This is a genomic window from Embleya sp. NPDC059237, from assembly GCF_042754105.1.
Classification (GTDB): domain Bacteria; phylum Actinomycetota; class Actinomycetes; order Streptomycetales; family Streptomycetaceae; genus Embleya.
In genome coordinates, this window is the sequence record NZ_JBHZAE010000013.1 from 166,862 (window position 1) to 191,195 (window position 24,334).

General features: G+C 70.1%; 26 protein-coding genes and 2 pseudogenes. 5 read left to right on the top strand and 23 right to left on the bottom strand.

Features of this window, described 5'->3' with window-relative positions; all coding sequences use genetic code 11:
* Positions 1-154: 154 nt before the first annotated feature.
* The 9 genes and pseudogenes from ACFXKZ_RS34530 to ACFXKZ_RS34570 all read right to left on the bottom strand — a co-directional run.
* A complete protein-coding gene (locus ACFXKZ_RS34530) occupies positions 155-253 on the bottom strand; it encodes a DUF6893 family small protein (RefSeq protein ID WP_380005843.1) in 99 nt (32 codons plus the stop codon).
* Positions 238-867, bottom strand: a complete 630-nt coding sequence (locus ACFXKZ_RS34535) for a hydrogenase maturation protease (RefSeq protein WP_380005845.1) — start codon at positions 865-867, stop codon at positions 238-240. Before ACFXKZ_RS34535 ends, ACFXKZ_RS34530 begins: the two co-directional genes overlap by 16 nt.
* Positions 864-2,273: a hypothetical protein gene (locus ACFXKZ_RS34540; RefSeq protein WP_380005847.1), complete on the bottom strand. Its 1,410-nt coding sequence runs from the start codon at positions 2,271-2,273 to the stop codon at positions 864-866. Before ACFXKZ_RS34540 ends, ACFXKZ_RS34535 begins: the two co-directional genes overlap by 4 nt.
* A complete protein-coding gene (locus ACFXKZ_RS34545; RefSeq protein WP_380005849.1) occupies positions 2,270-2,986 on the bottom strand; it encodes a DUF6084 family protein in 717 nt (238 codons plus the stop codon). The genes ACFXKZ_RS34540 and ACFXKZ_RS34545 overlap by 4 nt, the downstream gene beginning before the upstream one ends.
* Positions 2,983-3,633 (bottom strand): DUF5947 family protein, encoded by a 651-nt coding sequence (locus ACFXKZ_RS34550; RefSeq protein WP_380005851.1) that lies wholly within the window; start codon positions 3,631-3,633, stop codon positions 2,983-2,985. Before ACFXKZ_RS34550 ends, ACFXKZ_RS34545 begins: the two co-directional genes overlap by 4 nt.
* The gene (locus tag ACFXKZ_RS34555; RefSeq protein ID WP_380005853.1) at positions 3,630-4,169 is read right to left on the bottom strand and encodes a hypothetical protein; all 540 of its coding nucleotides are present in this window, start codon (positions 4,167-4,169) and stop codon (positions 3,630-3,632) included. The genes ACFXKZ_RS34550 and ACFXKZ_RS34555 overlap by 4 nt, the downstream gene beginning before the upstream one ends.
* Positions 4,166-5,950 (bottom strand): nickel-dependent hydrogenase large subunit, encoded by a 1,785-nt coding sequence (locus ACFXKZ_RS34560; RefSeq protein ID WP_380005855.1) that lies wholly within the window; start codon positions 5,948-5,950, stop codon positions 4,166-4,168. The genes ACFXKZ_RS34555 and ACFXKZ_RS34560 overlap by 4 nt, the downstream gene beginning before the upstream one ends.
* Before the next feature lie 83 nt (positions 5,951-6,033).
* Positions 6,034-7,119, bottom strand: coding sequence for a hydrogenase expression protein HypE (locus ACFXKZ_RS34565; RefSeq protein ID WP_380005857.1), 1,086 nt, complete (start codon positions 7,117-7,119; stop codon positions 6,034-6,036).
* Positions 7,120-7,279: 160 nt separating this feature from the next.
* A pseudogene (locus ACFXKZ_RS34570) lies at positions 7,280-7,354 on the bottom strand (TetR/AcrR family transcriptional regulator); the annotation flags it as partial.
* A 341-nt stretch (positions 7,355-7,695) separates the two neighbouring features.
* Between ACFXKZ_RS34570 and ACFXKZ_RS34575 the strand changes: the two are divergent.
* Complete coding sequence (locus ACFXKZ_RS34575; RefSeq protein ID WP_380005859.1) at positions 7,696-8,295, top strand: lytic polysaccharide monooxygenase; 600 nt, start codon at positions 7,696-7,698, stop codon at positions 8,293-8,295.
* On the opposite strand, the gene ACFXKZ_RS34580 is transcribed toward ACFXKZ_RS34575, so the two are convergent.
* Entirely contained in the window at positions 8,268-8,789 is a 522-nt protein-coding gene (locus ACFXKZ_RS34580; protein WP_380005861.1) for an RHS repeat domain-containing protein, read from the bottom strand. The genes ACFXKZ_RS34575 and ACFXKZ_RS34580 overlap by 28 nt on opposite strands.
* An 863-nt stretch (positions 8,790-9,652) precedes the next feature.
* Between ACFXKZ_RS34580 and ACFXKZ_RS34585 the strand changes: the two genes are divergently transcribed.
* Complete coding sequence (locus ACFXKZ_RS34585; protein WP_380005863.1) at positions 9,653-9,907, top strand: universal stress protein; 255 nt, start codon at positions 9,653-9,655, stop codon at positions 9,905-9,907.
* Between the two features lie 136 nt (positions 9,908-10,043).
* Here the strand turns inward: ACFXKZ_RS34585 and ACFXKZ_RS34590 are convergent, their stop codons facing one another.
* Genes ACFXKZ_RS34590 through ACFXKZ_RS34610 form a run of 5 tightly spaced genes read right to left on the bottom strand, consistent with a single transcriptional unit; the run spans position 10,044 to position 14,629 of the window.
* Positions 10,044-11,423 (bottom strand): Ni/Fe hydrogenase subunit alpha, encoded by a 1,380-nt coding sequence (locus ACFXKZ_RS34590; protein ID WP_380005865.1) that lies wholly within the window; start codon positions 11,421-11,423, stop codon positions 10,044-10,046.
* Complete coding sequence (locus ACFXKZ_RS34595; protein WP_380005867.1) at positions 11,420-12,226, bottom strand: oxidoreductase; 807 nt, start codon at positions 12,224-12,226, stop codon at positions 11,420-11,422. The genes ACFXKZ_RS34590 and ACFXKZ_RS34595 overlap by 4 nt, the downstream gene beginning before the upstream one ends.
* A 2-nt stretch (positions 12,227-12,228) precedes the next feature.
* Complete coding sequence (locus ACFXKZ_RS34600; protein ID WP_380005869.1) at positions 12,229-13,026, bottom strand: FAD/NAD(P)-binding protein; 798 nt, start codon at positions 13,024-13,026, stop codon at positions 12,229-12,231.
* Positions 13,023-13,487 (bottom strand): cyclic nucleotide-binding domain-containing protein, encoded by a 465-nt coding sequence (locus ACFXKZ_RS34605; RefSeq protein ID WP_380005871.1) that lies wholly within the window; start codon positions 13,485-13,487, stop codon positions 13,023-13,025. The genes ACFXKZ_RS34600 and ACFXKZ_RS34605 overlap by 4 nt, the downstream gene beginning before the upstream one ends.
* Entirely contained in the window at positions 13,484-14,629 is a 1,146-nt protein-coding gene (locus ACFXKZ_RS34610; RefSeq protein ID WP_380005873.1) for a 4Fe-4S dicluster domain-containing protein, read from the bottom strand. The genes ACFXKZ_RS34605 and ACFXKZ_RS34610 overlap by 4 nt, the downstream gene beginning before the upstream one ends.
* Before the next feature lie 161 nt (positions 14,630-14,790).
* Between ACFXKZ_RS34610 and ACFXKZ_RS34615 the strand changes: the two genes are divergently transcribed.
* A complete protein-coding gene (locus ACFXKZ_RS34615; RefSeq protein ID WP_380005875.1) occupies positions 14,791-15,279 on the top strand; it encodes a hydrogenase maturation protease in 489 nt (162 codons plus the stop codon).
* Between the two features lie 68 nt (positions 15,280-15,347).
* Here the strand turns inward: ACFXKZ_RS34615 and ACFXKZ_RS34620 are convergent, their stop codons facing one another.
* The 4 genes and pseudogenes from ACFXKZ_RS34620 to ACFXKZ_RS34635 form a co-directional block, all read right to left on the bottom strand.
* Positions 15,348-16,127, bottom strand: coding sequence for a potassium channel family protein (locus ACFXKZ_RS34620; RefSeq protein ID WP_380005877.1), 780 nt, complete (start codon positions 16,125-16,127; stop codon positions 15,348-15,350).
* Between the two features lie 114 nt (positions 16,128-16,241).
* Positions 16,242-16,661 (bottom strand): CBS domain-containing protein, encoded by a 420-nt coding sequence (locus ACFXKZ_RS34625; protein WP_380005879.1) that lies wholly within the window; start codon positions 16,659-16,661, stop codon positions 16,242-16,244.
* A gap of 102 nt (positions 16,662-16,763) precedes the next feature.
* On the bottom strand, positions 16,764-17,789 hold the full coding sequence (locus ACFXKZ_RS34630) for a zinc-dependent alcohol dehydrogenase family protein (RefSeq protein WP_380005881.1): 1,026 nt from the start codon (positions 17,787-17,789) through the stop codon (positions 16,764-16,766).
* A gap of 206 nt (positions 17,790-17,995) precedes the next feature.
* Positions 17,996-18,382: pseudogene (locus tag ACFXKZ_RS34635) on the bottom strand (CBS domain-containing protein); the annotation flags it as partial.
* A 350-nt stretch (positions 18,383-18,732) separates the two neighbouring features.
* Between ACFXKZ_RS34635 and ACFXKZ_RS34640 the strand changes: the two are divergent.
* Positions 18,733-19,764 carry an Acg family FMN-binding oxidoreductase gene (locus ACFXKZ_RS34640; RefSeq protein WP_380005883.1) on the top strand — a complete coding sequence of 344 codons (1,032 nt, stop codon included), beginning with the start codon at positions 18,733-18,735 and terminating at the stop codon, positions 19,762-19,764.
* 51 nt (positions 19,765-19,815) lie between these two features.
* On the opposite strand, the gene ACFXKZ_RS34645 is transcribed toward ACFXKZ_RS34640, so the two are convergent.
* Both ACFXKZ_RS34645 and ACFXKZ_RS34650 read right to left on the bottom strand, forming a co-directional pair.
* The gene (locus ACFXKZ_RS34645; protein ID WP_380005885.1) at positions 19,816-20,004 is read right to left on the bottom strand and encodes a hypothetical protein; all 189 of its coding nucleotides are present in this window, start codon (positions 20,002-20,004) and stop codon (positions 19,816-19,818) included.
* Between the two features lie 116 nt (positions 20,005-20,120).
* Positions 20,121-20,528, bottom strand: a complete 408-nt coding sequence (locus ACFXKZ_RS34650; RefSeq protein ID WP_380005887.1) for an HPP family protein — start codon at positions 20,526-20,528, stop codon at positions 20,121-20,123.
* A 277-nt stretch (positions 20,529-20,805) separates the two neighbouring features.
* Here ACFXKZ_RS34650 and ACFXKZ_RS34655 point away from each other — a divergent pair, with 277 nt between their 5' ends.
* Entirely contained in the window at positions 20,806-21,147 is a 342-nt protein-coding gene (locus ACFXKZ_RS34655; protein WP_380005889.1) for an SHOCT domain-containing protein, read from the top strand.
* A 13-nt stretch (positions 21,148-21,160) separates the two neighbouring features.
* Here ACFXKZ_RS34655 and ACFXKZ_RS34660 read toward each other — a convergent pair whose 3' ends face one another.
* Together ACFXKZ_RS34660 and ACFXKZ_RS34665 are read right to left on the bottom strand one after the other, a co-directional pair.
* Positions 21,161-23,587 (bottom strand): glycoside hydrolase family 65 protein, encoded by a 2,427-nt coding sequence (locus tag ACFXKZ_RS34660; protein WP_380005891.1) that lies wholly within the window; start codon positions 23,585-23,587, stop codon positions 21,161-21,163.
* A gap of 142 nt (positions 23,588-23,729) precedes the next feature.
* The gene (locus tag ACFXKZ_RS34665) at positions 23,730-24,290 is read right to left on the bottom strand and encodes a hypothetical protein (protein ID WP_380005893.1); all 561 of its coding nucleotides are present in this window, start codon (positions 24,288-24,290) and stop codon (positions 23,730-23,732) included.
* Between the last annotated feature and the right edge of the window lie 44 nt (positions 24,291-24,334).

A 24,334-nucleotide genomic window follows, 5' to 3' on the forward strand; every position in this document is an offset into this window, starting at 1 on the left:
GATCCACCGCCGCCGGCTCACCGAGTCGACGGGCCCGCGCTCCATTACAGGCCCCGACGGCGCCGCGCACGGGCACCCACGCCGTGTCCGACGCCGCACGTACGCCGTTCGCCGCAGTGCGGGGCTCCGTCGAGGGGATGCCTCGCGGGGCGGGCTACATGGCTCGCATCCGCAGATAGCGTCGAATGTCCGCCCGGTTCGCGAACGCGACAAGCCCGAACAGGGCCACTGCGCCGATCAGAATCCTTCGCACGTCGGCACCTCTCCAGACTCGAGACCGCGCACCGCGTCCGCGGCGGCGGGTCGGACATCGACCGCGTCCGGCGCGTCCGGCGCACCGGTCGGTGATTCGATGGGCTCCTGCCGGCGCAGCACCCGCAGGATCAGCGCGACCGCCTCGTCCACGGCCGCCGCGACCGGTGGGCTGAGCCCCACCCGCTCGTCCAGGTCGGCCGGTTCGCAGCCGACGACCAGCACCCGGCGAGGCGGGATGCCGCCGGTACCCGCGCTCAGCGTGCCCAGCAGCGCGAGGACCGCGTCAGGCCCCATGCGATGGCCGTCCACGAGCGCCGTACCGGTCTCGACCGAGCCCGGCACGGCGGCCTCGATCAGGTACACGGTGCCCGGTTCGCCGCCACGCGCGGTGGCGTCCACCAGGATCAACGTGTCGTAGCCCTCCAGGAGTTGGTAGGCCAGATGCACGCCGCGCACGCCGAAGTCGACCACCTCGGCACCATCCGGCAACGGGTGCCCGGTCAGCCTGGCGACGGTCTCCACCCCGAAGCCGTCGTCACCGAGAAAGATGTTGCCGACTCCGGCGACGAGCACCCGCTCGACGCCCTCGGCCGGCGGACCGTGACCGATCACGTGTCCTCCAGGACCGTGAGTTCATCCGGTTGGAAATACAGGAACCGGCCCTGGGCCCGCCGGATGTCGGCGCCGGGGTCGCCGTCCACGGTCACCGCGAGGTGCACCGCGCCGTCGACGTCGTGCAGCACCGCCTCGACCAAGGCGTCCCGACCGTGCAGGAACAGGTCCTGGGCGTCGGTACGGCGCGGCCCCGGCCGCAGCCGAACCCGACTGCCGGGACCGATCGAACGCCCGTCGACCGGCACCCGATCCGAGGCGGGATCGAATCCGGCGTCGCTTGCCGGGTCCCACCAGGGCCGGTCGGTTCCCGACGTGCCCGGATCGGATGTGCCCGGTTCGATCAGGGTCGTCGGCCCGGCCGACCCGGTGCTCTCACGCAGCGCCCGCACCGTGCCGTGCAACCGGTCCCACACCTCCGGGGGAAGCGAGTCGACCAGGTCCACGGCGGCGCCCGCGCGGGCGTCGGTGCCGCGTGCCTCGCGTTTCTCCCGCTCGGTCAGGGCCGAGGTGCGCAGCGCGAGGATCTCGTCGATCTCGGTCGCGTCGTAGAGCACGCCGGGGCTTTCCGGGGCCACCCGCGGGTGATCCTCCAGGATGATCGGCGAGGACAACATCACGTCGTCCCGCTCTCCGGCCAGCACCGGCCAGGTCCGTAGGTTCGCACACGTCGCGACGGCGGCCCGGGCCCATTCGGGCGGGTCGGTCACGGACAGGAACGAGCCGTTGTCCAGGCCGAGCAGCACATGTGCCGACACCAGCGCATACGGCAGCGCGGCGTCCCGGTCGGCACCCGCGTCGGGCGTCCACCCACTGGTGTTGGCCACCTCGACGGTCAGCTTGAGTGTGCGGTACGGGCCGGGCATTTCGGTGGTGCGCACCCGGATCTCCCCCTCGACCCGTGCCCGTCGGCGGACCAGTCGCCCGCACACGCGGCCGTCGAGTTCGACCGTCTCGGTCTCCTCGCGCTCGGCCCGATCGAACGGCAGGACCAACCCGTCCCCTGCCGACGCCGCGACCGGCAGCACCAGTTCGACCCGCTCCTCGACGCCCTCGTCCCATGGGACAAGCACCCGATCAGGCAGCTCCAGCGCCTCGGCCGCCGCGAACTCGCCGTCGGCGCCGACCTGTTCCACCGTGCGCCGCTGGGCGTGCAGGAAGCGCAGCTCGATCGAGAGGTTCGCCTGCGCGCGAGGCTCGATCAAACACTCGGTGCGCTGGTCGTGATGTTCGCCGCTGCCCTGCCCCCAGGCGGGCGGCACCAGCACGCCGAACTGCCAGCGCATCCGGTTCTTGGCGGCCGAGGCCCGGTACGGGTACAGCACATAGCCCTCGAAGAGCACGGCGTCGGCGATCTGTCGCGCGACGGCGAACCGCTCCTGGATCGCGGGCTCGAACAGCGTCATCGTTCACTCCCCTCGGTGAGGCGGGTGCGGTCCGAGGCGCCGGGGCGATCACGGCGAACACCGAAGGCCCGCACGGGCGCGGTGTCCGGCTCCGCGCTCGCCAGCAGCGCCCGCATCGTGGCCTCCCAGGAGGGCAACGCGTGCCGAGCCCGGTAGGCGAGCAGCGCGTCCATCTCCTCGCGCGGTAGCCGCAACCAGCCGCAACCGGGGAAGTGCTGCTCGACCATTTCCCGCCATACGGTGACCGGCATGCGATAGGCGGTCTCCTTGTGCCAGGGCACCGGTTCCACCCGGAAGCCACCCGCGCCGGTGAACGCGGTCCCGGAGAAGAGCATCAGCAGCGGCACCTCTCCCTCGTCCAGCGCGTGGAAGTAGCGGGACGAGGCGATGTCCATGTCGTAGGTACACGGCACCGCCAGATCCACCTCGGTCTCCGCGGTGAAGCCCGGCACGTTCGACGCCACCTGGGCGAACTCGATCGGGTGGAGCGTGCCGCCCCAGCGGGAACGTTCGCCGAACAGCACGCCCAGCCGGGCGCCCTCGACCGTCCCGTAGCGACGCCGGGCGGGCTCGATCCGCATCTGGACACGCAACGCGAGCGCGTGCACCCGGGACCGCTCGGCGGCGGTGATCCGCAGCCGAAAGACCAGCGTGGGGCCCGCCGCGTACCCGTCCGCGCGCACGCCGACGCAGGAGAAGTCCAGCTCGGTCACGGTGCTTCGTCCCCTCCGGGTACCCGCGCGCGCGAACGGACGTCGGCGAGGAACGCGGCCAGGTCTTCACGGGCCTCGGCGCCGCCGTCGAAGCCCCGCCACCGCAGGCGCATCCGGCCGACCAGCTCGTAGCAGACGTCGATCGGGACCAGAAAGCACTCGCTCGACCCGTCGGTGCGGCGCAACAACAGCGCTTCGACGTCGGGACGCAGCAGCTCGGCGAGCCGGCTCTCGCCGAGCACCGCCTGCCACAGCTGTGGGTCCAGATCGCTCTCGGTGGCGCCGGCCGGGCTCGGGTAGAGGGCGATCAGCCGGTCGAGCGCGGCGTTGCGCAGGAAGAACGCCAGGCCGACCGGGATCTGCAGGGCGTCCCAGGCGGCTTCGTCCAGGCTGTGCCCGGGGTCGGCGAGGTAGCGCTCGGGCACCGCCCGGTAGCGACCGCCGGCCGCGCCGCGCCGCTCGAAGAGCATGGCGCAGCCCCGGCACGCGCAGGCCAGGACCCGCGCGTCGGTGTCCACGAGGTGGCGGTGTCCGGCACCGACCTCCTGGGCGCACAGCTCGCAGCGTTCCGGGCGCGGCCCGGTCGGGAGGCGGAATCGGCGCAGCCCTCCCGCCGGTCGAGCGGTCGTCGGGAACGGCGCGTTCACCGTGTCGCCCGGGCCGGATCGGCCGGTCGGGTGCCGATCTGAAGCAGCACGGGTTCGGGCGACACGGCCGGGGCGTCCTCGATCTCGATCCGTTCGACCTCGGGTGCGTAGCCGGCCAGGAGCCCTTCCACACCCTCGGGTGAGCCTGCGGCGTTCCCACTCGCGCTCGCGCATCCGCATCCGCCGCTCGTGGCGGTGATCCGCAGTCGCAGGGTCCGGCTGTGCTCGTCGTAGTCGAGGAACTCGGCTCGGTGTTCGGGGTGCGCCGCGAGGCCTCGCGTGACCCGCGTGGGCACGTCGTCGGGGTGCAGGTCGTGCAGGACGAGCAGACCGGTGACCAGTTCGTCGTCGAGCACGGCGCGTCGATCCGCGCCGGCGTCGCGCAGCAGCGCGGCCAGCCGGGCCAGGCCGGTGCCGTAGAAGTCCATCAGGGCGCGGACCAGTTCCTCGGCACCGACGCGCACCTTCGGGTCGGCGCTGTCGCCGAGACGGGTCAGGATCTCCTCGACCCGCAGTCCGGTCTGTTCGGCGTTCATCCGCTCAGTCCGCTCAGCCCGGTGGGCACATGCAGCTTCTGCAGGGTCTTGCCGTCGCCGAGATACATGTGAACACCGCACGGCAGACAGGGGTCGAAGCTGCGCACGGCTCGCATGATGTCGATGCCCTTGAAGTTCTCCGGGGGGTTCTCCTCGAAGATCGGCGTGTTCTGCACCGCGTCCTCGTACGGGCCGGGGGTGCCGAGGGTGTCGCGAACGCTGGCGTTCCACGGGGTCGGCGGGTACGGGTGGTAGTTGGCGATCTTCCCGTCCCGGATCACCATGTGGTGCGAGAGCACGCCGCGCACGGCCTCGGTGAAGCCGACGCCGACCGCCTGCTCGGGCACCTCGAACTTCTCCCACGTCTTGGTCCGGCCCGAGCGCACCTCGTCGAGTGCCTTCTCCGCGAAGTACACCGCCATGGCGGCCATGTACGCCTGGAAGTAGGTGCGCGCGCGGTTGCGCTCCAGGGCGTTGCTCCACTGCGGGATCTTCCACTCGAAGGTGGTTTCGGGTTTGGTCATCGACTTGGGCAGGTTGATCACCACGCTGTGCCCGGTGGCCTTGACGAAGCCGGTGTCGACCAGTCCGTTGAGCGCGGTGGACCACAGTCGGGCGAGCGGGCCGCCGCCGGTGTCCAGGGCGAGGTAGTCGGTGCCGTCGAACCAGCGCGGCGACATGACCCAGCTGTACTTGCCGTCGAAGTCCCGCTTCTGTGGGGCGGGGATGGTGTGTTGGTTCCACGGGTGGCGCGGGTCGACCGGGTTGCCCAGCGGGTCGTGCGTGACGAACGGCTCCCGGCCCTCCCAGTCCTGGTAGTAGGAGCTGCCGAGCAGGATTCGGATGCCCAGGTTGATCTCGGTCAGATCGTTGGTGATCAGCTTGCCGTCGACCACGACGCCGGGGCTGACGTACATGCGACGGCCCCAGTCGGTCATGTTCCGGTAGGTGAAGTCGCAGTGGTCGGGGTCGTTGAGCGCACCCCAGCATCCGAGCAACACCCGCCGCCGTCCGACCTCTTCGTAGCCGGGCAGGGCGGTGTAGAAGAAGTCGAAGAGGTCGTCGTGCAGCGGAACGACGCGCTTCATGAACTCGACGTAGCGCATCAGTCGGGAGAGGTAGTCGGTGAACAACTGCACCGAGGCGACGGTGCCCACGCCGCCCGGGTAGAGCGTGGAGGGGTGTACGTGCCGGCCCTCCATCAGGCAGAACATCTCCCGGGTGTAGCGGCTGACCGCCAGCGCCTCGCGGTAGAACTCGCCCTCGATGGGGTTGAGCGAGCGCATGATGTCGGCGATGGTGCGGTAGCCGTGTTCGGCGGCGTGCGGCGCCTCGGTGCGTTCGGCCATGTCCAGTACGCCGGGGTTGGTCTCACGGACCATACGCTCGCAGTAGTCCACCCCGACCAGGTTCTCCTGGAAGATGTTGTGGTCGAACATGTACTCGGCGGCCTCGCCGAGGTTGATGATCCACTCGGCCAGGTGCGGCGGCTTGACGCCGTAGGCCATGTTCTGCGCGTAAACCGAGCAGGTGGCGTGGTTGTCGCCGCAGATGCCGCAGATCCGGCTGGTGATGAAGTGCGCGTCGCGCGGGTCCTTGCCCTGCATGAACACGCTGTAGCCGCGGAAGACCGACGAGGTGCTGTAGCACTCGGCGACCTGCTTCCGCTTGAAGTCGATCTTGGTGTGGATACCCAGGCTGCCGACGATCCGGGTGATCGGGTCCCAGGACATCTCGGTCAGGCCGCTGCCGTCACCGGCCGTCTTGGTCGAGGGTGCCATCGTGTGTTGTGCCCTTCTGCGGTGAGGACTGCGGCACGCTTGGGGCCGGCCGCGGGATCGGGGACTACGCGAAGGCGATCCGCTCACCAGGGCGGGCGGTAGCCGGTGGTCAGCGCGCGCCCGCTGTGGCGCCACTTGGGTTCCCTGTCCACGGTCTTCGCGGTGATCGAGCGCAGCTTGCGGATCACCACGCCGTACGCACCGCTGGTGGTCGAGGAGATCTTGCCGCCGGGCGGTTCGTCCATGAACGGCATGAACTTGTCCGGGAAGCCCGGCATCGTGCACGCGATGCAGATTCCGCCGACGTTCGGGCAACCGCCGACGCCGTTGATCCAGCCGCGCTTGGGCACGTTGCACTTGACGACCGGGCCCCAGCAGCCGAGCTTCACCAGGCACAGCGGCGAGCCGTACTCGTGGGCGAACTGACCCTGCTCGTAGTAGCCACCGCGGTCGCAGCCCTCGTGCACGGTGGCGCCGAACAGCCAGGTCGGGCGCAGCTTGTCGTCCAGTGGGATCATCGGCGCGGACCCGGCGAGTTGGTAGAGCAGGTAGGTCAGCGTCTCGGCGAAGTTGTCCGGCTGGATCGGGCACCCGGGCACACACACGATCGGCAGACCCGCCTTGGACTTCCAGTCCCAGCCCAGGTAGTCGGGAACGCCCATCGCACCGGTGGGGTTGCCGGCCATCGCGTGGATTCCGCCGTACGTGGCGCAGGTGCCGATCGCCACGACGCCGGTGGCCTTGGGCGCGAGCCGGTCCAGCCATTCGCTGGTGGTGATCGGCTGGCCGGTGGCCGGATCGTCGCCGAACCCGCTCCAGTATCCCTCGGTCTTGATCGACTCGTTCGGGATGGATCCCTCGACCACCAGCACGAACGGGTCGAGTTCGCCCCGTTCGGCCTTGAAGAACCACTCGATGAAGGTGTCCGCGCCCTGGACCGGTCCGCACTCGAAGTCGATCAGCGGCCAGTGCACGGCGATCGGCGGCAATCCGGGCAGCGCGCCGGTGACGATCTCCTCGATCGACGGTTGCATCGCGGCGGTCAGCGCGACGGAGTCGCCGTCGCAGCTGAGGCCGGCGTTGATCCAGAGGATATGGATCGGGGACGCTTCCTCGACCGGCGTGGCGGCGGTCGAGTGCCCTGTGGGGTTCTCGGACGTGGCGCGCATGAGGACACCTCCTCAAAGGTTACTTGTCCGATATAACGGACTCTCGGATCTTCCTATCAGTCCGACACGCAACGCGCCTCACATCCGGTCCGTTCGGACGAGTCGCGCCGCGTCCGCCCCGCGACGGCGCCGATCCGGAGAGGGCCGATGGGTGCGGGCGTGATCCGATGGAGATCCGGGCGTGTTCGGCGATGCGGTTGGTCGTCCCGGCGGCGTAGCCGTTCTCGACGATCACGGGGAGCCGTCACGCCCGGCGAGAATGCCGTGCGAGGCCCTGGGCGTTCCGGGGTGCACGTTCCATATACGACGCTCTATATAGGACACGATGCCAATAGGGCAAAGCAGCTATTGTCCTGCAAATATCGTCTTTCGAACGTCACGCGAACCGGTTCACCGCGACTCTCCCAAACGAGAATGGTCCAGACCATTGCCCAGGGGGATCCGGTCCTTCTACCTTGAGGGCGTACGTCCCCGGCACATCATGCTCGGACACCGTGCGACGTCCCCGTCACCGCTCCTGTCGGTGCCCGAGCGGTTCGATCGTCTCCGCATGTCTTCATCCACGAGGAGAGCTCCATGCGCAAGAGGACCATCGTGTCGACCGTGTCGACGCTGGCGGCATCCGCCGTCGCCGCCCCGCTGATGCTGGCGAGTCCCGCCGCGTCCCACGGGTTCGTCACCGGCCCGGCCAGCCGCTCCGCGCTGTGCGGAAACGGCACGGTCAGGAACTGCGGCCAGATCCAGTGGGAGCCGATGAGCGTCGAGGGCCCCAAGGGTTACCCGTCGCGTGGCCCGGCCGACGGCAAGCTGTGCGCCGGCGCCGACGGTCGCTGGTCTCCGCTCGACGACCCGCGCGGCGGCAACTGGCCTGCCACGACCGTGACTTCGGGCGCTTCCACGACCTTCAACTGGAAGATCACGGCGCGCCACTCGACCAGTTCCTTCCGGTACTACATCACCAAGCCGAGTTGGGACCCCACCACACCCATCACCCGCGCTCAGCTGGAGAGCACGCCGTTCCTGACGGTGCCTTACCAGGGTGCGCTGCCGGCCGCGCTCACCTCGCACACCGGCACGCTGCCGGCCGGACGCACCGGCCGCGCGGTGGTCTTCGCCGTCTGGGACGTGGCGGACACCAACAACGCGTTCTACTCGTGCTCGGACGTCAAGTTCTGACGTCGGCGTGACCACGGGTCCGGCGGCGCGACCCAGGGGCACGCCGCCGGATCCATGCGGCCCGCTCGGGCCGGCCCGACCGTCGTAGATCCCGGCGATTTTTCCCTCTGCGGCGGGGACGGTCGTGCGGGTGCCGATGGGCCGCGGGCGTCGGTGGTGCCGATGACGCGGCCGAGGAAGTCGTAGGTGTACGTCCGGGTGTTGCCGCCCGCGTCGGTGACCGACTTCAGCTCCTCGCGCGGGTTGCAACGGCGTTGGTCTATTGGATCCGCAGGCTTTTGGTGATCATGGCGATCTCGTCCCGTCGTGCGGGCGAGCTCGCGCTGTCCGTGAAGAGAACGGCGTCGCCGCCGGTGTCGATGAAGGTAACGCGGGTGCGCAGCGGCGGCCGATCGGTGCCCAGGAGGACGCACTGGCCCTCGGAGTACCAGGCGTCGTGGCCGTCGACCCGGGTGGCCTCGGTGTCCGCGAGGAGTACGCGTACTCAAGTGCACCCGAGTAGGGCCCGCTTCCGCACCCTCGGCCCACGACGCGTACAGACCCCTCGAAGGTCCCTGCCATCCCTGTCCGTTGCGACGAGGACGTCATCGGCCAGGACGACGCGACGACCGGCACCCCGGTGGGCGCGACGGTCGGTCGTGTCGTGTTCGTACGACCGTCCGCCCGTCGTCGGCCCGTCGGTCTCGAACGGTGAGGATCTCGTCCGCAAGGCGCCGGGTCCCCCTTTCGCGGACGCGGACGAGGGCCGCCGGCGACATCGTCACCGTGCGCTGGGAGGGACCCGACCGCAGGCGGGTTCGTCGAGTCCGTGCCCGCCCCGGAGGCGGGGATGGGATGCCCGGTGGTCTTCCCGTCCCGCCCACGCACTCGTGCCCGCGTTGACGGGGTGGACGCGGTCAATAGCGCAGGAGCCGCCCCGATGGAGTCCGCAGATCAATCGGCGGCACGGTGCGCGGGCGTGTGGGCTTCTTGACGACCCTGATGCGTGGCACGATACCCACCTCCTGGGGGTTTGCGACCCGCCGATGCGAGTCGCGAAAGAACACTCCATGTCGTCCCCCGAGAGTCGTCGACACTTACCAGACCAACATGGGACCGGTCCCAGGCAACAGGGCCGGATGACCCGGTGACCGCGGACCCTGTCCGGCCCCGAGCACGTCCCGAGTCGCCTCGTGCGTCGTTCGTGTGCAAACGGCCCGCGGCCGAGTCGTTCGCGATCGACACAGGACGGACGACCGAGGAGGCCCTGCGTATCGCCGGGCTGCGCATCCTGGACGAAGCCGAAGCCCTGGCATCCGCGCGGCGCTGCGGGACAGTCGGCCCGACGCCCCCATCATCGTCATTGGTCTGGTAGGTCATGACCGCTCGTGCCGTCGCGGTCCCGCTGATCGCCCACACTTTCGCGCCCGCGACCGTCGTCGTGGGCGTGGATGGCTCGCAGGCCTCGGTATCGGCGGTGGCGTTCGCCTGCGAGGAGGCCACACTGCGTGGCGCCTCGCTGTCGGCATGTACGGCGCTTCGATCGACTGCCGGTCACTACCACCGACGTCCGGGCCGAGCAGATGAGAGAAGGGCGGATCCGCCTGGCGGGGACGCTCGCGGGATCGGGTGAACGGTTTCCGCACGTGCCGACGAAGCACGAGGTGGTCTTCGGCAACCCGGTCGACACCCTCACCGAGGCCTCCACTGAGGCACTCGCCATGCCGCGACGTGGCCCCGGACTCCCCCGTTCGCCGCAGTGCGTGCCGTCAAAGGGCGGTGCCGGTCCTGTCGACGGTCAGGTCGAGGAAATGGGCGGAGCAGGAGATGCACGGGTCGTGGTTGCGGATGACCCGTTCGCACAGGGTGGTCAGCGCGGCGTCGGTCGCGTCGCCGCCGGCCAGTCGGTCCTGGACCTGGCGGCGCAGGTCCTCTTCGATCGCCCCCTGGTTCTGCGCGGTGGGTGGGACCAAAGAGGCATCGGTGATGGTCCCTTGTGCGTCCAGGGTGTAGCGGTGGTAGAGCAGGCCGCGTGGCGCTTCGGTGGCGCCGTGGCCCGTGCCGGCGCGCGGTGGTACGTCGACGGCGGCACGCGGAGGGGGTTCATAGGATTCGATCAGGTGCAGTGCCTCGTCGACGGCGTAGAGCACCTCGACGGCGCGAACGATGATGCTGCGGTAGGGATTTCGGCAGACCGTGCCCTGTCGGGGGTCGCCGAGTCCCGCCTCCAGGGCGGCTTGGAGCGCGAGCGGGGACAGCCAACGCCCGCTGATGGCGTAGCGGGCGAGTGAACCGGTCAGGTGGCGGCGGCCGTCGAGCCGCGAGTGCAGCGCGGTGGAGTGCGGCACCGGGTGTTCGACGACGTGGTCGTCGAACGCGGAGACGGCGAAGGTGCGCGTGGGCAGTGCCCGGTCGCTGTCCGGGCGCAGGCCGGCGGTGTGCGGGGCCGGCATGAGCGTCGGCGTGCCGGCCTCGATGGCGTAGCTGCCGGGTTGCGCCAGGGCGAGGAGGTCGTGGTCGCAGCCGGCGTCGGGGAACTCGAAGCCGGCCACCCAGCGCACCGTCTGCGCGGCGTCGTCCCGGGCTCGGCGCAACGTCTGTGCCAGGGGTCGTAGTTCGGCCGGGAACGGGACGCGGTGGAAGCCGCCGAGGCGGACGTTGACGGGGTGGATCGCCCGGCCGCCGAGCAGTTCGAGGATCGCGTTCCCGACCTGTTTGAGCCGCAGGCCGCGTTCGACGTCGTCGCGATGGGTGCGGGCCAGGTCGATGGCGCTGTCGCGGCCGAGGAAGTCGGGGGCGTGGAGCAGGTGGATGTGCAGAGTCTGGCTCTCGATCCACTCGCCGCAGTAGAGCAGGCGTCGCAGAGCGGCGAGTTGTCCGTCCACCACGACACCGCAGGCGTCCTCGACCGCGCGGCAGGCACTCGACTGATAGGCGACGGGGCAGATCCCGCAGACTCGGGAGGTGATGTCGGGTGGTTCGGTGTAGGAGCGTCCGCGCAAGAACGCCTCGAAGAAGCGTGGGGGTTCGTAGATGGCCAACCGGGCTTCGACGACCCGGTCGCCGTGCAGGTCCAGGTGCAGCGCGCTCTCGCCCTCCACTCGGGTGAGTGAACCGACGTGCAGCACACGCGAGCCGCGATGGGTCACCGGGACTCTTCCTCCTCGCGGGAGGCCGCGTCGAATTCCTCGGCGGCGGTGTTGAAGGTGCGCAGCACACGCACCACGTCGAGGGTGTCCATGCCGTCGCGTCGAAGCAGCGGAATGAAAGCGGGGAAATTGGTGGAGTCGGAGGGGCCGAAGCAGCCGTAGCAGCCGCGCCCGAACGTGGGGCACAGCGCGCCGCATCCGGCGTGGGTGACCGGACCGAGACAGGGGGTGCCGTGAGCCACGGTCACACAGGTCGTGCCGCGCTGCTTGCACTCGAAGCAGACGCTGTGTCGCGGTACACCGGGCGTGCGGCCGGCCAGGTGGGCGGTGATGACTTCCAACAACTGGCCGCGGTCGATGGGGCAACCACGCAACTCGAAGTCGACGGGGACGTGGGCGGCGATGGGGGTGGAGGTGGCCAGGGTGGCGACGTAGTCCGGTCGGGCGTAGACGACGGCCTGGAATTCGGCGACGTCGGCGTAGTTGCGCAGGGCCTGGACGCCGCCGGCGGTCGCGCAGGCGCCGATCGTCACCAGGCGGCGTGAGACGGCTCGCACGTGCCGGATCCGCTCGATGTCCTGCTCGGTGGTCACCGATCCCTCGACCAGGGACAGGTCGTAGGGTCCGGGCGCGACGGCACTGGACGCTTCGAGGAAGTGTGAGATATCGACGTGCGCGGCGATGCCGAGGAGTTCGTCCTCGCAGTCCAGCAGGGTGAGTTGGCAGCCGTCGCAGGAGGCGAACTTCCATACGGCGAGTTTTGGGCGCGGATGGCCGCCACCCGGCGTGTCGTTGTCGGGCATCGTCACAACTCCCGGACCGCGAGCAGAGGTTCGGCATGGATCCAGTCGACGACGGGGCCGTCGCGGCAGAGCAGCAAGGGACCGAGTTGGCAGTGGCCGCAGTGTCCGGTGCCGCAGTGCATCGTGCGCTCCAGCGAGACCCGGATCCGATCCTGGGCAACGCCGCGGTGCATGAGGTCGGCGGCGGTGGCCCGGATCATCGGTTCGGGCCCGCAGACGAACGCCGCCGTCCGCGGCGGATCGAATTCGGCCCGGTCGATCAGCGTCGTGACCAGGCCGACGTCTTTCGTCCACTCGGGGCCGGCGCGGTCGACGGTGACGCGGACCCGAGCCGCGGTCTGCCAGGGCTCGTCGGGATAGAGCAGTTCGCCGGGTGTCCGTCCCCCGACGAGTACGTTCAGGTGTCCGTGGCGTTCGGGTGCGGCGAGTGCGGCCAGTACGAGGGGGCGCAGCGGCGCCAGGCCGATACCCCCGGCCACCACGAGGAGGTCGCGTCCTTCGGCTTCGCACAGGTCCCACCCGGTGCCGAAGGGGCCGCGCACCCCGACGGTTTGGCCGACGCGCATGCCGTGCAGCGTGCTGGAGACGGCTCCGACGGCGCGGACGGTGTGCGTCAGGCGTGGGCCGTCGATGCCGCAGGCCGACAGGGGGATGTCGCCGACGCCGAAGGCGTACACCATGGCGAACTGGCCGGGGTCGAAGGGCGGAAGGGCCGCTCCGACGGGTTCCAGGGCGATCGTCGCGGTGTCCGGCGTATCGACCCGGCGCGCCACCACGCGGTACGGGACGGGCGTGGTCATGGTGTCGCGCCGCCGCTGCCGGGAGGTCCGTACAGGTCCAGCAGGCGGGTGCGAGTCGCCTTCAGTCGGCGTGCGATGACCTCGGCGACGCCGTGCGTGAGCGCGAGTCCGAAGTCGGTGTCCTCCTCGCAGGCGGCACGGATCGGCTCGGCGTCGAACTCGTACGCGGTGACGCCGGCGTGGCACCGCGCGCCGAGGTGCCATCGGTAGGGCTCGAACAACCAGGACCAGCCCAGCAGTTCGCCTTGCCCCAGGGTCTCCACGACGGTTGCGCGGCGGCCCGGGACGTGGATGTCCAGCGCGACCAGTCCCGAGCGGACGAGCCAGAATCGGTCGGCGGGGCCTGCCTCCTCGAAGACGCGGGTCTCGGCGGGGAAGCGCACCTCCCGCGCGAAGGCGAGCAACCGCTCGCGGTGCGGGGGCGCGAGGGCGCCGAGGAAGCCGTACCGGGCCACGCTCATCCCACTTCCCGTCGCCGGCCCTGCTCGCGTTCCCGATGCAGTGCGTGGGCCTCTTCCGTGATGTCGATGCCGGTGGGGCACCACACGATGCAGCGACCGCATCCAACGCAACCGGAGCTGCCGAACTGGTCGTGCCAGGTGCCGAGTTTGTGGGTGGCCCACTGCCGGTATCGGCTGCGTGCGGAGTCGCGGACCGGGCCGGTCGAAAGATGGGTGAAGTCCCGGTCGAAGCAGGACTCCCAGTGTCGCCATCGTTCGGCGTGGTCGCCGGTGAGGTCGGTGACGTCCTCGACGGTGGTGCAGAAGCAGGTCGGGCACACCATCGTGCAGTTGCCGCAGGTCAGGCAACGGGCCGTCACGTCGTCCCAGCGCTCGGCGTCCAGGGTCTCGCGCATCAGTGTGCGCAGGTCGACGAGTGGCATCGTTCGACCCATGCGGTCGGCCGCATCGGCGACCCGCTCCCGGGCGGCGGAGCGGGTGGCGGAGTCGGCGACGCGGCCGGGCAGTTCGGCGAGGACCGCCGCTCCTTCCCCGCTTGCGGCCCGGACCAGGAAGCGGTGGCCGTCGGCGTCGAGCACTTCGGTGAGCGCGAGGTCGTAGCCCTGTTCCACGGCGGGGCCGGACCCCATCGACACGCAGAAGCAGGTGGCCCCCGGCTCGGTGCACTCCACCGCCACCAGGAACACGCGGTCCCGGCGGCGGCGATAGGCCGAGTCGCTGTATCGGCCGCCGGTCAGAACCCGGTCTTGAACGGCGATGGCTCGCAGGTCGCAGGGACGCACGCCGAGGAACGCGTACGCCGGCGCCGGGGTGTCGTCGGGCGTCACCACCATGCCGCCGTCGGCGGTGCGGTCGGCGCTCCACTCCCGTACCCGCGGCGGATGCAGGAACGTCTTCCACGACTGTGGGCCCGCGCTGTGCGCGAACACGGCGCCGTCCTCGCGTGCGACGAGTCGATAGCGTCCGGCTTCCAGTTCCACTCCCCAGCCGTAGGGCAGGTCCGTGCCGCCGGAGACTTCGGCGAGGGTGATCGCGCCGTCGCGGACGGTCGGCCCGATGACGGTGCGCCCCCGGCGGGCGAGGATGGTGATCAGGGCGTCCAGACCGTCCTTGTCGATCACCGCGTCGTCGCACCGCATCATTCGCCGACCTCCGCATCGCGATCCGATCCCGCATCAGTATCGTCACGATGTGTGTCACTTCCGTGACCTGTCGCAATCATTCCTGGTCCAGGTGGGCCAATCGTTCCCTCGTTCGGGCCCGAACCGACCGTCCGGAGGGTGTGGTGGGGAGGGGAGGTGTCATGGACGTGAGCGTACGAATCGTCGTCATCGGTGTCGGCAACGAGTATCGGCGCGATGACGGCGTGGGATGGGCGGTCGTGGCCCGCTTGGCCGAGCAGGCCGCCACGTCCCCGCTGCCGGCCGGTGTCGCCTTGCGCACGTGCGACGGCGATCCCGCTCGGCTGATCGCGTTGTGGGACGACGCCGATCTCGCCGTCGTGGTCGACGCGGCCCACGCCCACCCCGGACGGCCGGGGCGTGTGCACCGCCTGGTACTCGACGCGGAGCGGTTGCCCCCGTCCGGCGATACGACGAGTTCCCACGGCCTCGGCCTCGGAGAAGCCGTCGAACTAGCCCGCGTGTTGGACCGCCTGCCCGGGCGTTTGGTCGTCTATGCGGTCGAGAGCGCCGACACCGGCCCGGGGAACGGCATGACCGGGGCCGTGGCTGCGGCGGTGGAACCCCTCGCACGGCGAATCTCGCGAGAAATCGGCTCGCGTGTCGACTGAGGGATTCTTCGGCAGCGCCCGAACCCTCCGCACGCGCGGGGAACCGACGGGCGGTTCGATCCTTGCCTTCACTGCGCGGAGGGGCGGTCGGGCTGTCGGGCGGGGACGTCGACGACGGAATCGGGTCGAGGATGGGCGCCCAAATGATCGTTCAGGCGACGCAGTTGCTCCTCCATGGCCTGCAGGCGTTTGTCCAGACGCGCGTATTCGAGGCGTTCCTCGGCCTGTTGCTCGGGGAGGATCAACCGCGTGGCGATGGTCGCGGTGACCACGCCCATCATGCCGATGCCCACCACCATCAGCACCGCACCGACCAGGCGACCCTCGGTGGTGACCGGGTGCAGATCGCCGTACCCGACAGTGGTGATCGTGCTGATCGCCCACCACAGAGCATCCGGGTAACCCGTGATGTTCGCGTCCGAGGCACGGCGTTCCGGCTCCAGGACGGCGGCGGCGCCGGCGACCAGGATCGTGAGGACCAACACGACGGTGCTCGCCAACAGGCGGCCGGTGCGCCCGCTGCGGGCGACAGCCCCGACCCGGCCGATCACCGCGATCAGGCGCAACACCCGCGTCGCGGGCATCGCGACTGCGGCAAGATCCAGCGGGTGGGCGCGCACGAACCTCCAGCGGTCCCGGCTGAGTCCGAGCCTGACGAGGTAGTCGGTCAGGAAGGCGGCCCACACCCCGTACTCGATCCACAGCACCGGGCGCTCGCGGGCCTGCAACGCCTCACTCAGGACGAACGTGGTCAACGAAACGGCCGCCAGGAGAGTCAGCCACGGGGTTATCGCGCTCTCCCACCGCTGATATGCCGTGGGCTCCTGGTCTCCGTTCGGGCCCCGCATCACGAACTCCGTCACGGTAGGGACATCGCCGGACCGACCGGGGGTCGCTCCCCGCGCATGCTAAACGACGGCGCGGGCCTCTCGCGAGGTCGGCAGGTCCGTCGCACCCGAAGGTCAATCGGGAAGCATATTCGGATGACGAGGGCCACGCTCCCCGTGATCGTCGCGCTTCCCGTACAGGTCCACCAGTACGTCGAGCAGGTCGTGGTCGGTCAGTACGCCCACGGGGCGAGTCGTCTCGTCCACCACCAGGAGGGCGTCGACGCCGGCTCCCAGAAGTCGCTCGCTCGCGCTGATCACGTCGATGTCGGGGGTGACGAGACAGGGTTCGGATCCGAGCACGTCACTTGCCGTGCGGTGCTTGAGTCCCAGGGGGTCGAGGGCCCACACCGACGCGAGGTCGCGGTCGCTGAGCAAGCCCGCGGCGTGGCCCTCGTCGACGACGGCCACGTGGCGCAGATGGGCCGTGAGCATACGATCCATGGCCTGCCACAGGGTGTCCTGGCCGGCGACGGCGACAACGGGGCCATGCATCACCTCGCGAACCGCCGGAACGGGCGTCGCTCGCCCTGGATGAATGTGTGTCGTGGACATGATTCACCTGCTCGGATTCGAGGTTGTTCGAGATTCTCCGGGTCAATCGGCGATCAGGACCGCCGCGCCGTGCACTCGATCCGCGGCGAGATCGGCGAGCGCGCGGTCCGCGCGGCCCATGGGGTAGGGGGTGGTCGTCACGTGTAGGTCGATCTCCCTCGCCAGGCGTAGGAACTCGACGCCGTCGTCGCGGGTGTTCGCGGTGACGCTGCGCAGATTTCGTTCCCGAAACAGATGCCGCTGGTAGTTCAGCGGCGGAATGTCGGTCAGGTGTATGCCCGCCACCGCCACGGTTCCGGAAGCGTCGAGTGCCGCCAAGGCGGCCGGCACGATGTCGCCGACGGGGGCGAAAACGATGGCCGAGTCCAGCGGTTCGGGTGGGGAGTCGTAGGTGTCTCCGGCGGTGGCGGCGCCGAGTTCCAGCGCCAGTCGGCGGGCCTGTGCGGAGCGGGTCATGACATGGACGGACGCGCCCCGCGCCAGGGCGATCTGTGCGGCGAGGTGGGCCGACGCGCCGAAACCGTAGATGCCGAGCCTGCCACCGGGTGGAAGGTCGGCGCGCCGCAGGGCCCGGTAGCCGATGATGCCCGCGCACAGCAGCGGCGCCAGGTGTTCGGCGTCACGATCGGCGGGCAGTGCGTACGCGTAGTCCTCCGGCACCGAGGCGACGTCGGCGAACCCGCCGTCCGCGTCCCAACCGGTGTACGTCGAATCGGGGCACAGGTTCTCGGCGCCGCTTCGGCAGTGGCGGCATTTCCCACAGGTGTGGCGAAGCCAGGCGATGCCGACGCGATCACCGGAGACGAAGCGCGTGCCGACGGACTCCACGACGCCCACCACTTCGTGCCCGGGGACGGTGTTCGCCCGGTGCGGCGCCAGGTCGCCCTCCGCGAGGTGCAGGTCCGTACGGCACACGCCGCACGCCTCCACCCGCACCAGGATCTCCCCCGGGCCCGGCTCCGCGCGCTCGTGTTCGACGAGTTCGAGGGGATGGGTGTCGATCGGCCCGGGGCGCGTCACCACCCATGATCGCCCGGCGCGCCCACGCGCGGAGGTATCGGTGCTCATGAGTCTCGCCCCCATGCGGGATGGTCGAGCGTGTGCCTTCGTCTTCCAGCGTCGTGGGCGGCGGACCATGGAGCACAGGGCCGATGGTGCCGTACGCCCGGGCCGAAGGTCCTGTCGGCGACCCCGTGCCGTGCCGTCGTTCATCGCGGTCCCGCTCAAGCGGAGCGGTAGGAGCGACGGATTCGAAGGTGTCACATGGCGCCGGACTAATCGTGGGTGTCGTCGGTGCGGTAGGCGATGTGCTCGTGTACCGAGACCACGCCGTCGACGCTGTGGCACAGTCGTTCGATGATGGGGATTCGACTTTTGAACTCGACGGATCCCCCGAGGGTGACCTGCCCCTCGTGTACCTCGACCGTCACCTCGGAGGGGGCAAGGCGCAACATTCGCCGCAGGATGTCCTGATCGATCTCGTCGCGAATGGCGTCGTCGTCGCGTAGGAAGACGCGCAGCAGGTCACCGCGGCTGACGATGCCCTGTAGCCGGTCGTCCTCGTCCACCACCGGGAGTCGCTTGATGTCGTGCACCGCCATGAGGCGGGCCGCGCCGGCCACGGTCCAGTCCGGACGTACGCATACCGCGGGCGCCGACATCCCGCGCCTCCATGTCGCCGCTCCCCTTTCCGACTTTCCGAGTTCACGGCGGCGGCAGGGCTTTCGCCGGCCGCCAACCCCAGAATGCGCCGACGACTCGTGCTCGCACAGGGCCGAACGGCCCGGGCCGACCGAGCGGCGGCTCGACGCGGCACATCGGGTCGGCCGCTTCTCGCCGCACCGGGTCGCGCATGGGACTCATGACCCGGGTCCTTCGGGGACGTCCGGCCCTGTGGCCCCCGGGCCGAATCCCCGAAACTGGTCATATCCGGCGCCGGCCCCGCGGAGGCGGCCCCGACGCGCCGTTCCCGGCATACGGCCGCACCGATGGGCCGTGGGGAGAGATCGATATGGCAAACGCATCCCTGAGTCCCGCGGATATGCGGCATCTGGCTGCCGCGGGCGGCGCGGCACCCTCACTCCACAACAGCCAACCGTGGTACTTCCGAGCCACGAAAGACGATCGCGGGATCACGGTGTACGCGGACAAGACGCGTGCCGTTCCGCTCACCGATCCCGATGGTCGGGCCCTGTACATCTCGGTCGGCGCGGCCGTTTTCAACATGCGCGTCGCCGCCGGACGACTGGGCCGGGATCCGCACGTGACGCTGCTGCCCGAGGGAAGCAAACCGCCTGCGGCGGCCGTCCTCGACCTGAGTCGATTCACCCACGACTCGCAGCCGTACGGTCCGGATCTCTACCCGGCGATCGGTGACCGGCACTCCAGCCGACTGCCATTCGCCAACCGTGACGTGCCGGAACGCGTCGTCGGTGAACTCATCACCGCCGCCGCGGCGGAAGGCGCGGTCCTGGACGTGCTGGAGGAGGCCGACGCCCGCCGCGTGCTGAACCTGACGGCCGAGGCCGAACGACGCACGGCCGCGGACCTCGCCCGGCAGGCGGAAACCCGCACATGGCTGCGCCTCGAGGAACTCACCACCGACGGCATCCCGCGTGCGGCCCTGGGCCCACAGGACCACGACGCCCGGGTGCCGGTGCGCGCCTTCACCGGGCACCCGCCCGCCTTTCCCACCTCCACGCAGCGCTTCGAGGCACTGCCCCAGGTGGCCACCCTGACCACACACTTCGACCGTCCGGAAGACTGGCTGCGCGCGGGGCAGGCCATGGAGCGGGTATGGCTGCTGGCGACCGTCCACGGCTTGCGTATGTCGGTCCTGCATCAGGCCGTCGAATGGCCGGACACCCGTGCCACCCTGCGCGACCCGCGGACCGGCCCCGGTCACGTCCAGATGGTGCTGCGGATGGGGTACGGGCCTCCCGGAGCCCAGACCCCTCGCCGACCCGTCACGGAGACACTGGGGCCGGCCGCGGACGACGCCGGCACGAAGACCCCGAACGCAACGGACACGGCCCGGACCTGATCGGCGTGGAACCTCTGATGGGCGTGCCGACCACGTCATGCGCAACGCCGACTACGGCACGGCCCCGGCCTCGGTGTCGTAGGCGACCCCGGCGGCCGTGCGGGTGGCGGTGCGTGCTCGTGGGCGCCTGTCGCCGTGGCCCGTTCCGAGGATGGTCGGGGTGCGCGCGACGGCGGATTCGTTCATCCGCTCCGCAGCCTCGTCCAGGATTTCGGTGGGCGAACGGAAGGCATCACGCACTCGGTTCGGATCCATGAGATAGGCCGCGACCCTCTCCACGGTAGCCCCGGGGCGGACGGAACAAGAACCGCGCGCCGGGTACGCACGTAGATCCGCGATCAACCCCGCCCCCGCGGTTATCCCGCCGCGCCCTCGTCGTGGATCCGAGTCAGGACACGTACCAGGTCGTGGTTGGTGACGATACCGAGCGGCAGTCGGGATCGACCGGAGACGATCAGCGCGTCGACGCTCGCGTCGAGCATGCGTTCGACGGCTGTGAGCGCGTCGATCTCCGGTCGCACGATCGGCACGCACCGCCGTAGGAGCTCGGTGACGCTACGGGGACCCCATCCCAGATGCCGGCAGCGGTGCAGCGCCCGCGGTTCGGCGAGGTCCCGGTCACGGAGCACCCCCACGGCCTCGCCGTTGCCCGGATCGATCACAACGAGATGGCGCAGTCCGAGCGCGAGCATCAACTCGCGGGCTCTGCGCGGGGTGTCCGTGAGGGACACGTACGCGACCGGCGCGCTCATGACGTCGCTCACCCTGGGAATCGAATCGTGTTGCGTCAAGACCCGCTTCGGTTCCGTCGTCTGCGTCCTTGCGGAGTTCACATCGCTCTCCGTCGATCCGTCCGCCCGAGGCGTCCCCTCGGCGTGGGGTGGATCCGCCTCGTCCACGCCCCCAGCGTCCGACGCGGCGATACCTCCTCGTAAGGGTCGATCGGCCCTGTCGGGTGGGCCGGTCGGCTCCGGTGCTGGTCGAACATTCGACGCAGCATGAACACGGAAGCCGGTTCGGCATCCGAGGAAGGTGAGGGCGATGGAAGCGCTTTCGACCCTGACGGTGGCGCCCGCACGCCACGTGGGACACATGTACGAGGACGACGGCTGGAACTGGGTGTGGGGGTCGGTGATGATGCTGCTCCTGATCGCGGCGATCGTCGCGGTGGTGTGGTTCCTGGCACGCGGCGCCACACACGGCCGCGGACCCTCGGAGCCGGCCGGTCCGTCGGCGACCGAGGTATTGGCTCAGCGCTACGCCCGAGGCGAGATCGACACCGAGGAGTACCGCGAGCGCATGGCGGTCCTGACCACCGGCTCGCACACGCCGCGTGGCGGCAAGGGTCCTGGCCGTGGCGACTCGGACGCACCGGGCGGCTGACGCCGCGTGCGTTTCAGAGAGTGAACGTACGGCTACCACCGGGCGGGATCTCGACCACCGCGCCGCGGAACCCGATCGGGACCGGACCGCCCTGTCCCGGGCGCAGGCTCACGGTCACTTCCCGCCGGTCCACCTCGACCATCACGCCCCAGTGCCCTCGGTAGCGCAGTTCGACCTCCAGTCGACGCAAGCGGGCGGGGAGGCGAGGATCGAGCCACAGAACGTCACCACGCGTGTCCAGCCCGGTGTAGCAGCGTTGCATCAGGTCCACCGTCCCGGCCATGGCGCCGAGGTGGATGCCTTCGGCTGTGGTTCCCCCTTGGACGTCGTGGACGTCACCGCCCAGGGCGTCGCGAAAGAATCGCCACGATCGCCGGCGATCGGTGCGGGCCAGCACCCACGCGTGCACCACCGAACTGAGCGTCGATCCGTGCACGGTTCGGGCCCGGTAGTACTCGACGGTGCGCTGCGTCATCTCGTGGGCCGCCGGATAACCCAGGCTTCGCAACAGTCCGCGAATCTCGCGGGCGGGGAACAGGTAGTAGAGCATCAGCACGTCGGCTTGTTTGGACGCCTTGTAGCGGTTCACGCTGTCGCCCTCGGCCTCCAGGATGCGGTCCAGGCGTCGATTGTTCGGGTATCGCCGGCGGTAGCGCGGCCAGTCCAGTTCGGCGAGGCGCTCGTATCCGGCGAATTGACTGGGCACGCCGTCGTGGAAGGGGACGTGGAGTCGACGGGCGACCGTCCGCCATCGGTCGAATTCGTCGTGGGTCAGGTCGAGGCGTTCGGTCAACTCGTCGCGTCGGTAGCCGGGCAGCGCGTCGAGCGCGTCGAGCGCGCGGGACAGCACCCACGCAGCGAGCACGTTCGTGTAGGTGTTGTCGTCGATGCCGGGGCGGTCGGCCCACGGATAGGCGTCGTGATACTCGTCGGGACCCATCACGCCGCGGATCCGGTAGCGCTCCAAGGCGGGGTCGTACCGGGCGGTGTTTCCCCAGAAGCGGGCGATCTCCAGCAACATTTCCGCACCGGACGTGTCGAGGAAGTCGACGTCGCCGGTGGCCTGGTAGTACTGCCACGTGTTGTAGGCGACAGCCAGACCGACGTGGCGTTGCAGGTGTGTGCGATCGGAGAGCCACCGTCCGGACATCGGGTTGAGGTGTGTGCTCGGGGCCTGCTCGGTGCCGTCGGCGGCGCTCTGCCACGGGTACATGGCCCCGCGCACGCCGATGTCCGCGGCGGCCTGTCTGGCGGCGTCCAGGCGCCGGTACCGGTATCGCAGCACGGCCCGGCTGATCTGCGGCGTACGCAGGTTGAGCGTTTGCAGCACGAACAGTTCGTCCCAGAAGACGTGTCCGCGATATCCCTCGCCGTGCCAGCCGCGGGCCGGCATTCCGGCATCGAGGTCGACGGTGTGTTCGGAGTAGGTCTGCGCGGTGTGAAACAGGTGCAGGTGAAGGGTGTTGTCCTCGCCGGCGCGGTCGGTGAACTCCGCTTCGGTGCGGAATCGGCGCCACAAATGTTCCCAGCGGGTGACGTGGTCGCGCAACAGGGTGTCGAAGGAGCCCGTGCGCGAGAGCGCGCGCAGGGCTGTGGTCCGTGGATCGCCGACGGCCGGGTCCTTGGAGGTGTACACGGCCACCGTCTTGTCCATGTTCAGTGACTGCCCTGCGACGGCTTCGACGGTGAAGATCCGCCCCGGTCGGCCGGGGAGTGACTCGGGTTCGGACTCGACGTCGACGGTCGCAGCGTCGAGGCGGAGGTCGATGCGCGCCGCCACCGCGATGTGCAGAGGGGATCCGAGGGCGTGCACACACAACCACAGGGCCTCCTTCTCGCACCCCTGCCCGGTCGGAGTCAGGTGGCGGCCGACCAGGTCCCGGTAGCGGGCGACTCCGGTGTTGGCGACGGTGCCGTCCAGCGCCGCGCGCACGTGCAGCGGGCCCGAGCAGTTCTCCGGGGTCAGCACCGTCTCCAGGGCCGCGATGTGCGGTTCGGCGAGACTGACGAATCGCCGTTGCCGCAGGCGCGTGCGCAGGCCGGCCGCGTCGACGACCAGCGCGTCGCGTGTCAGTACTCCCCGGCGCAGGTCGAGTTCCAGGCGCTGGGACACGATCCGCGTCGAGGAGTCCTCACCGAACCATCCGGTCGCGCCGCCGGCTCGGAACGTGATCGGCAGCCAGTTCGGGCAATTGATCAGATCCTCGTTCTCCACCCGACGCCCGTCGATCGTCGAGACCACACGATCGTAGCGACCGGCGAGATAGGTGCCCGGGTAGTGGATCCCGTCGGCACGCGACTCCGGCGCGGCCCCTCGGGTCACCAGATAGCCGTTGCCGACCGCGCACAGCGCCTCTCTCCGGCCCTCGTCCTGGGCTTCGTAGCCTTGGAATGCCAGAGTCCAGGGATCTTGCGGGGGTGGGCGTCTGGGTCTGCTCATCGGATCGATATCCGCTCTCCCGGGCGAGGCACGACGGCCGTCCAGCCCGGTTCCGCATCGAGTCGGTCCCGCAGTGCCTGGGCGCCTGCCGAACATCTTCAGGGTACGCGCGCCCTCCACCGGGTCGCGCGCCCTTGTGCGCTCAGTGCTCGATGCGGCCGGTCCACGTCGGCTCCACGACCGCCCACTCGCGCTCCCAGGCGCGGGCTCGGCGGCGGGAGGTCAGCAGGTGCTCCGCGCCGAACGCCCCGGCCGTGACCATGAACGTCGCGGCGAACGCGAGCATCCCGGCGGTGATCGCGTCGACGACGATCGCGTCGTGGGTCGGTGGGGGCGGGGTGGGTCGGCCCTCGGCGTCGAGCCAGATGCCGGTCGTGTCGCCCGCCGCTCCCCCGAGCGGCACCTGCGCCACGCCGGTGTGGGTGGTGCCATCGGCCGCGACCCAGCTCACATCCGCCGCCACCGTCTCGGCGCCGGGCCTGGCCACGATGGGCGGCTTGGTCATCAGCACGGCGGAAACCCGGTGCTTGTGCGCGAGTTCGCGGCTCCGAGCGGTCTCGCCGGAGTGGATCTGGACATGGACGGCCGCCAGGACGACCAGCGGCACCAGGATCAGGGCCAGGATCGTCAGCGCGAGCGTGGACCGCAGGTGCGTGACGTCGCAGCGCCGATACAGCGGCTCGCGGCCGAGGAGGGCGCGCATGCGGCGTCGCCCTCGTGCGAGCGTTCCGGGCCCGTGCGGCCTCG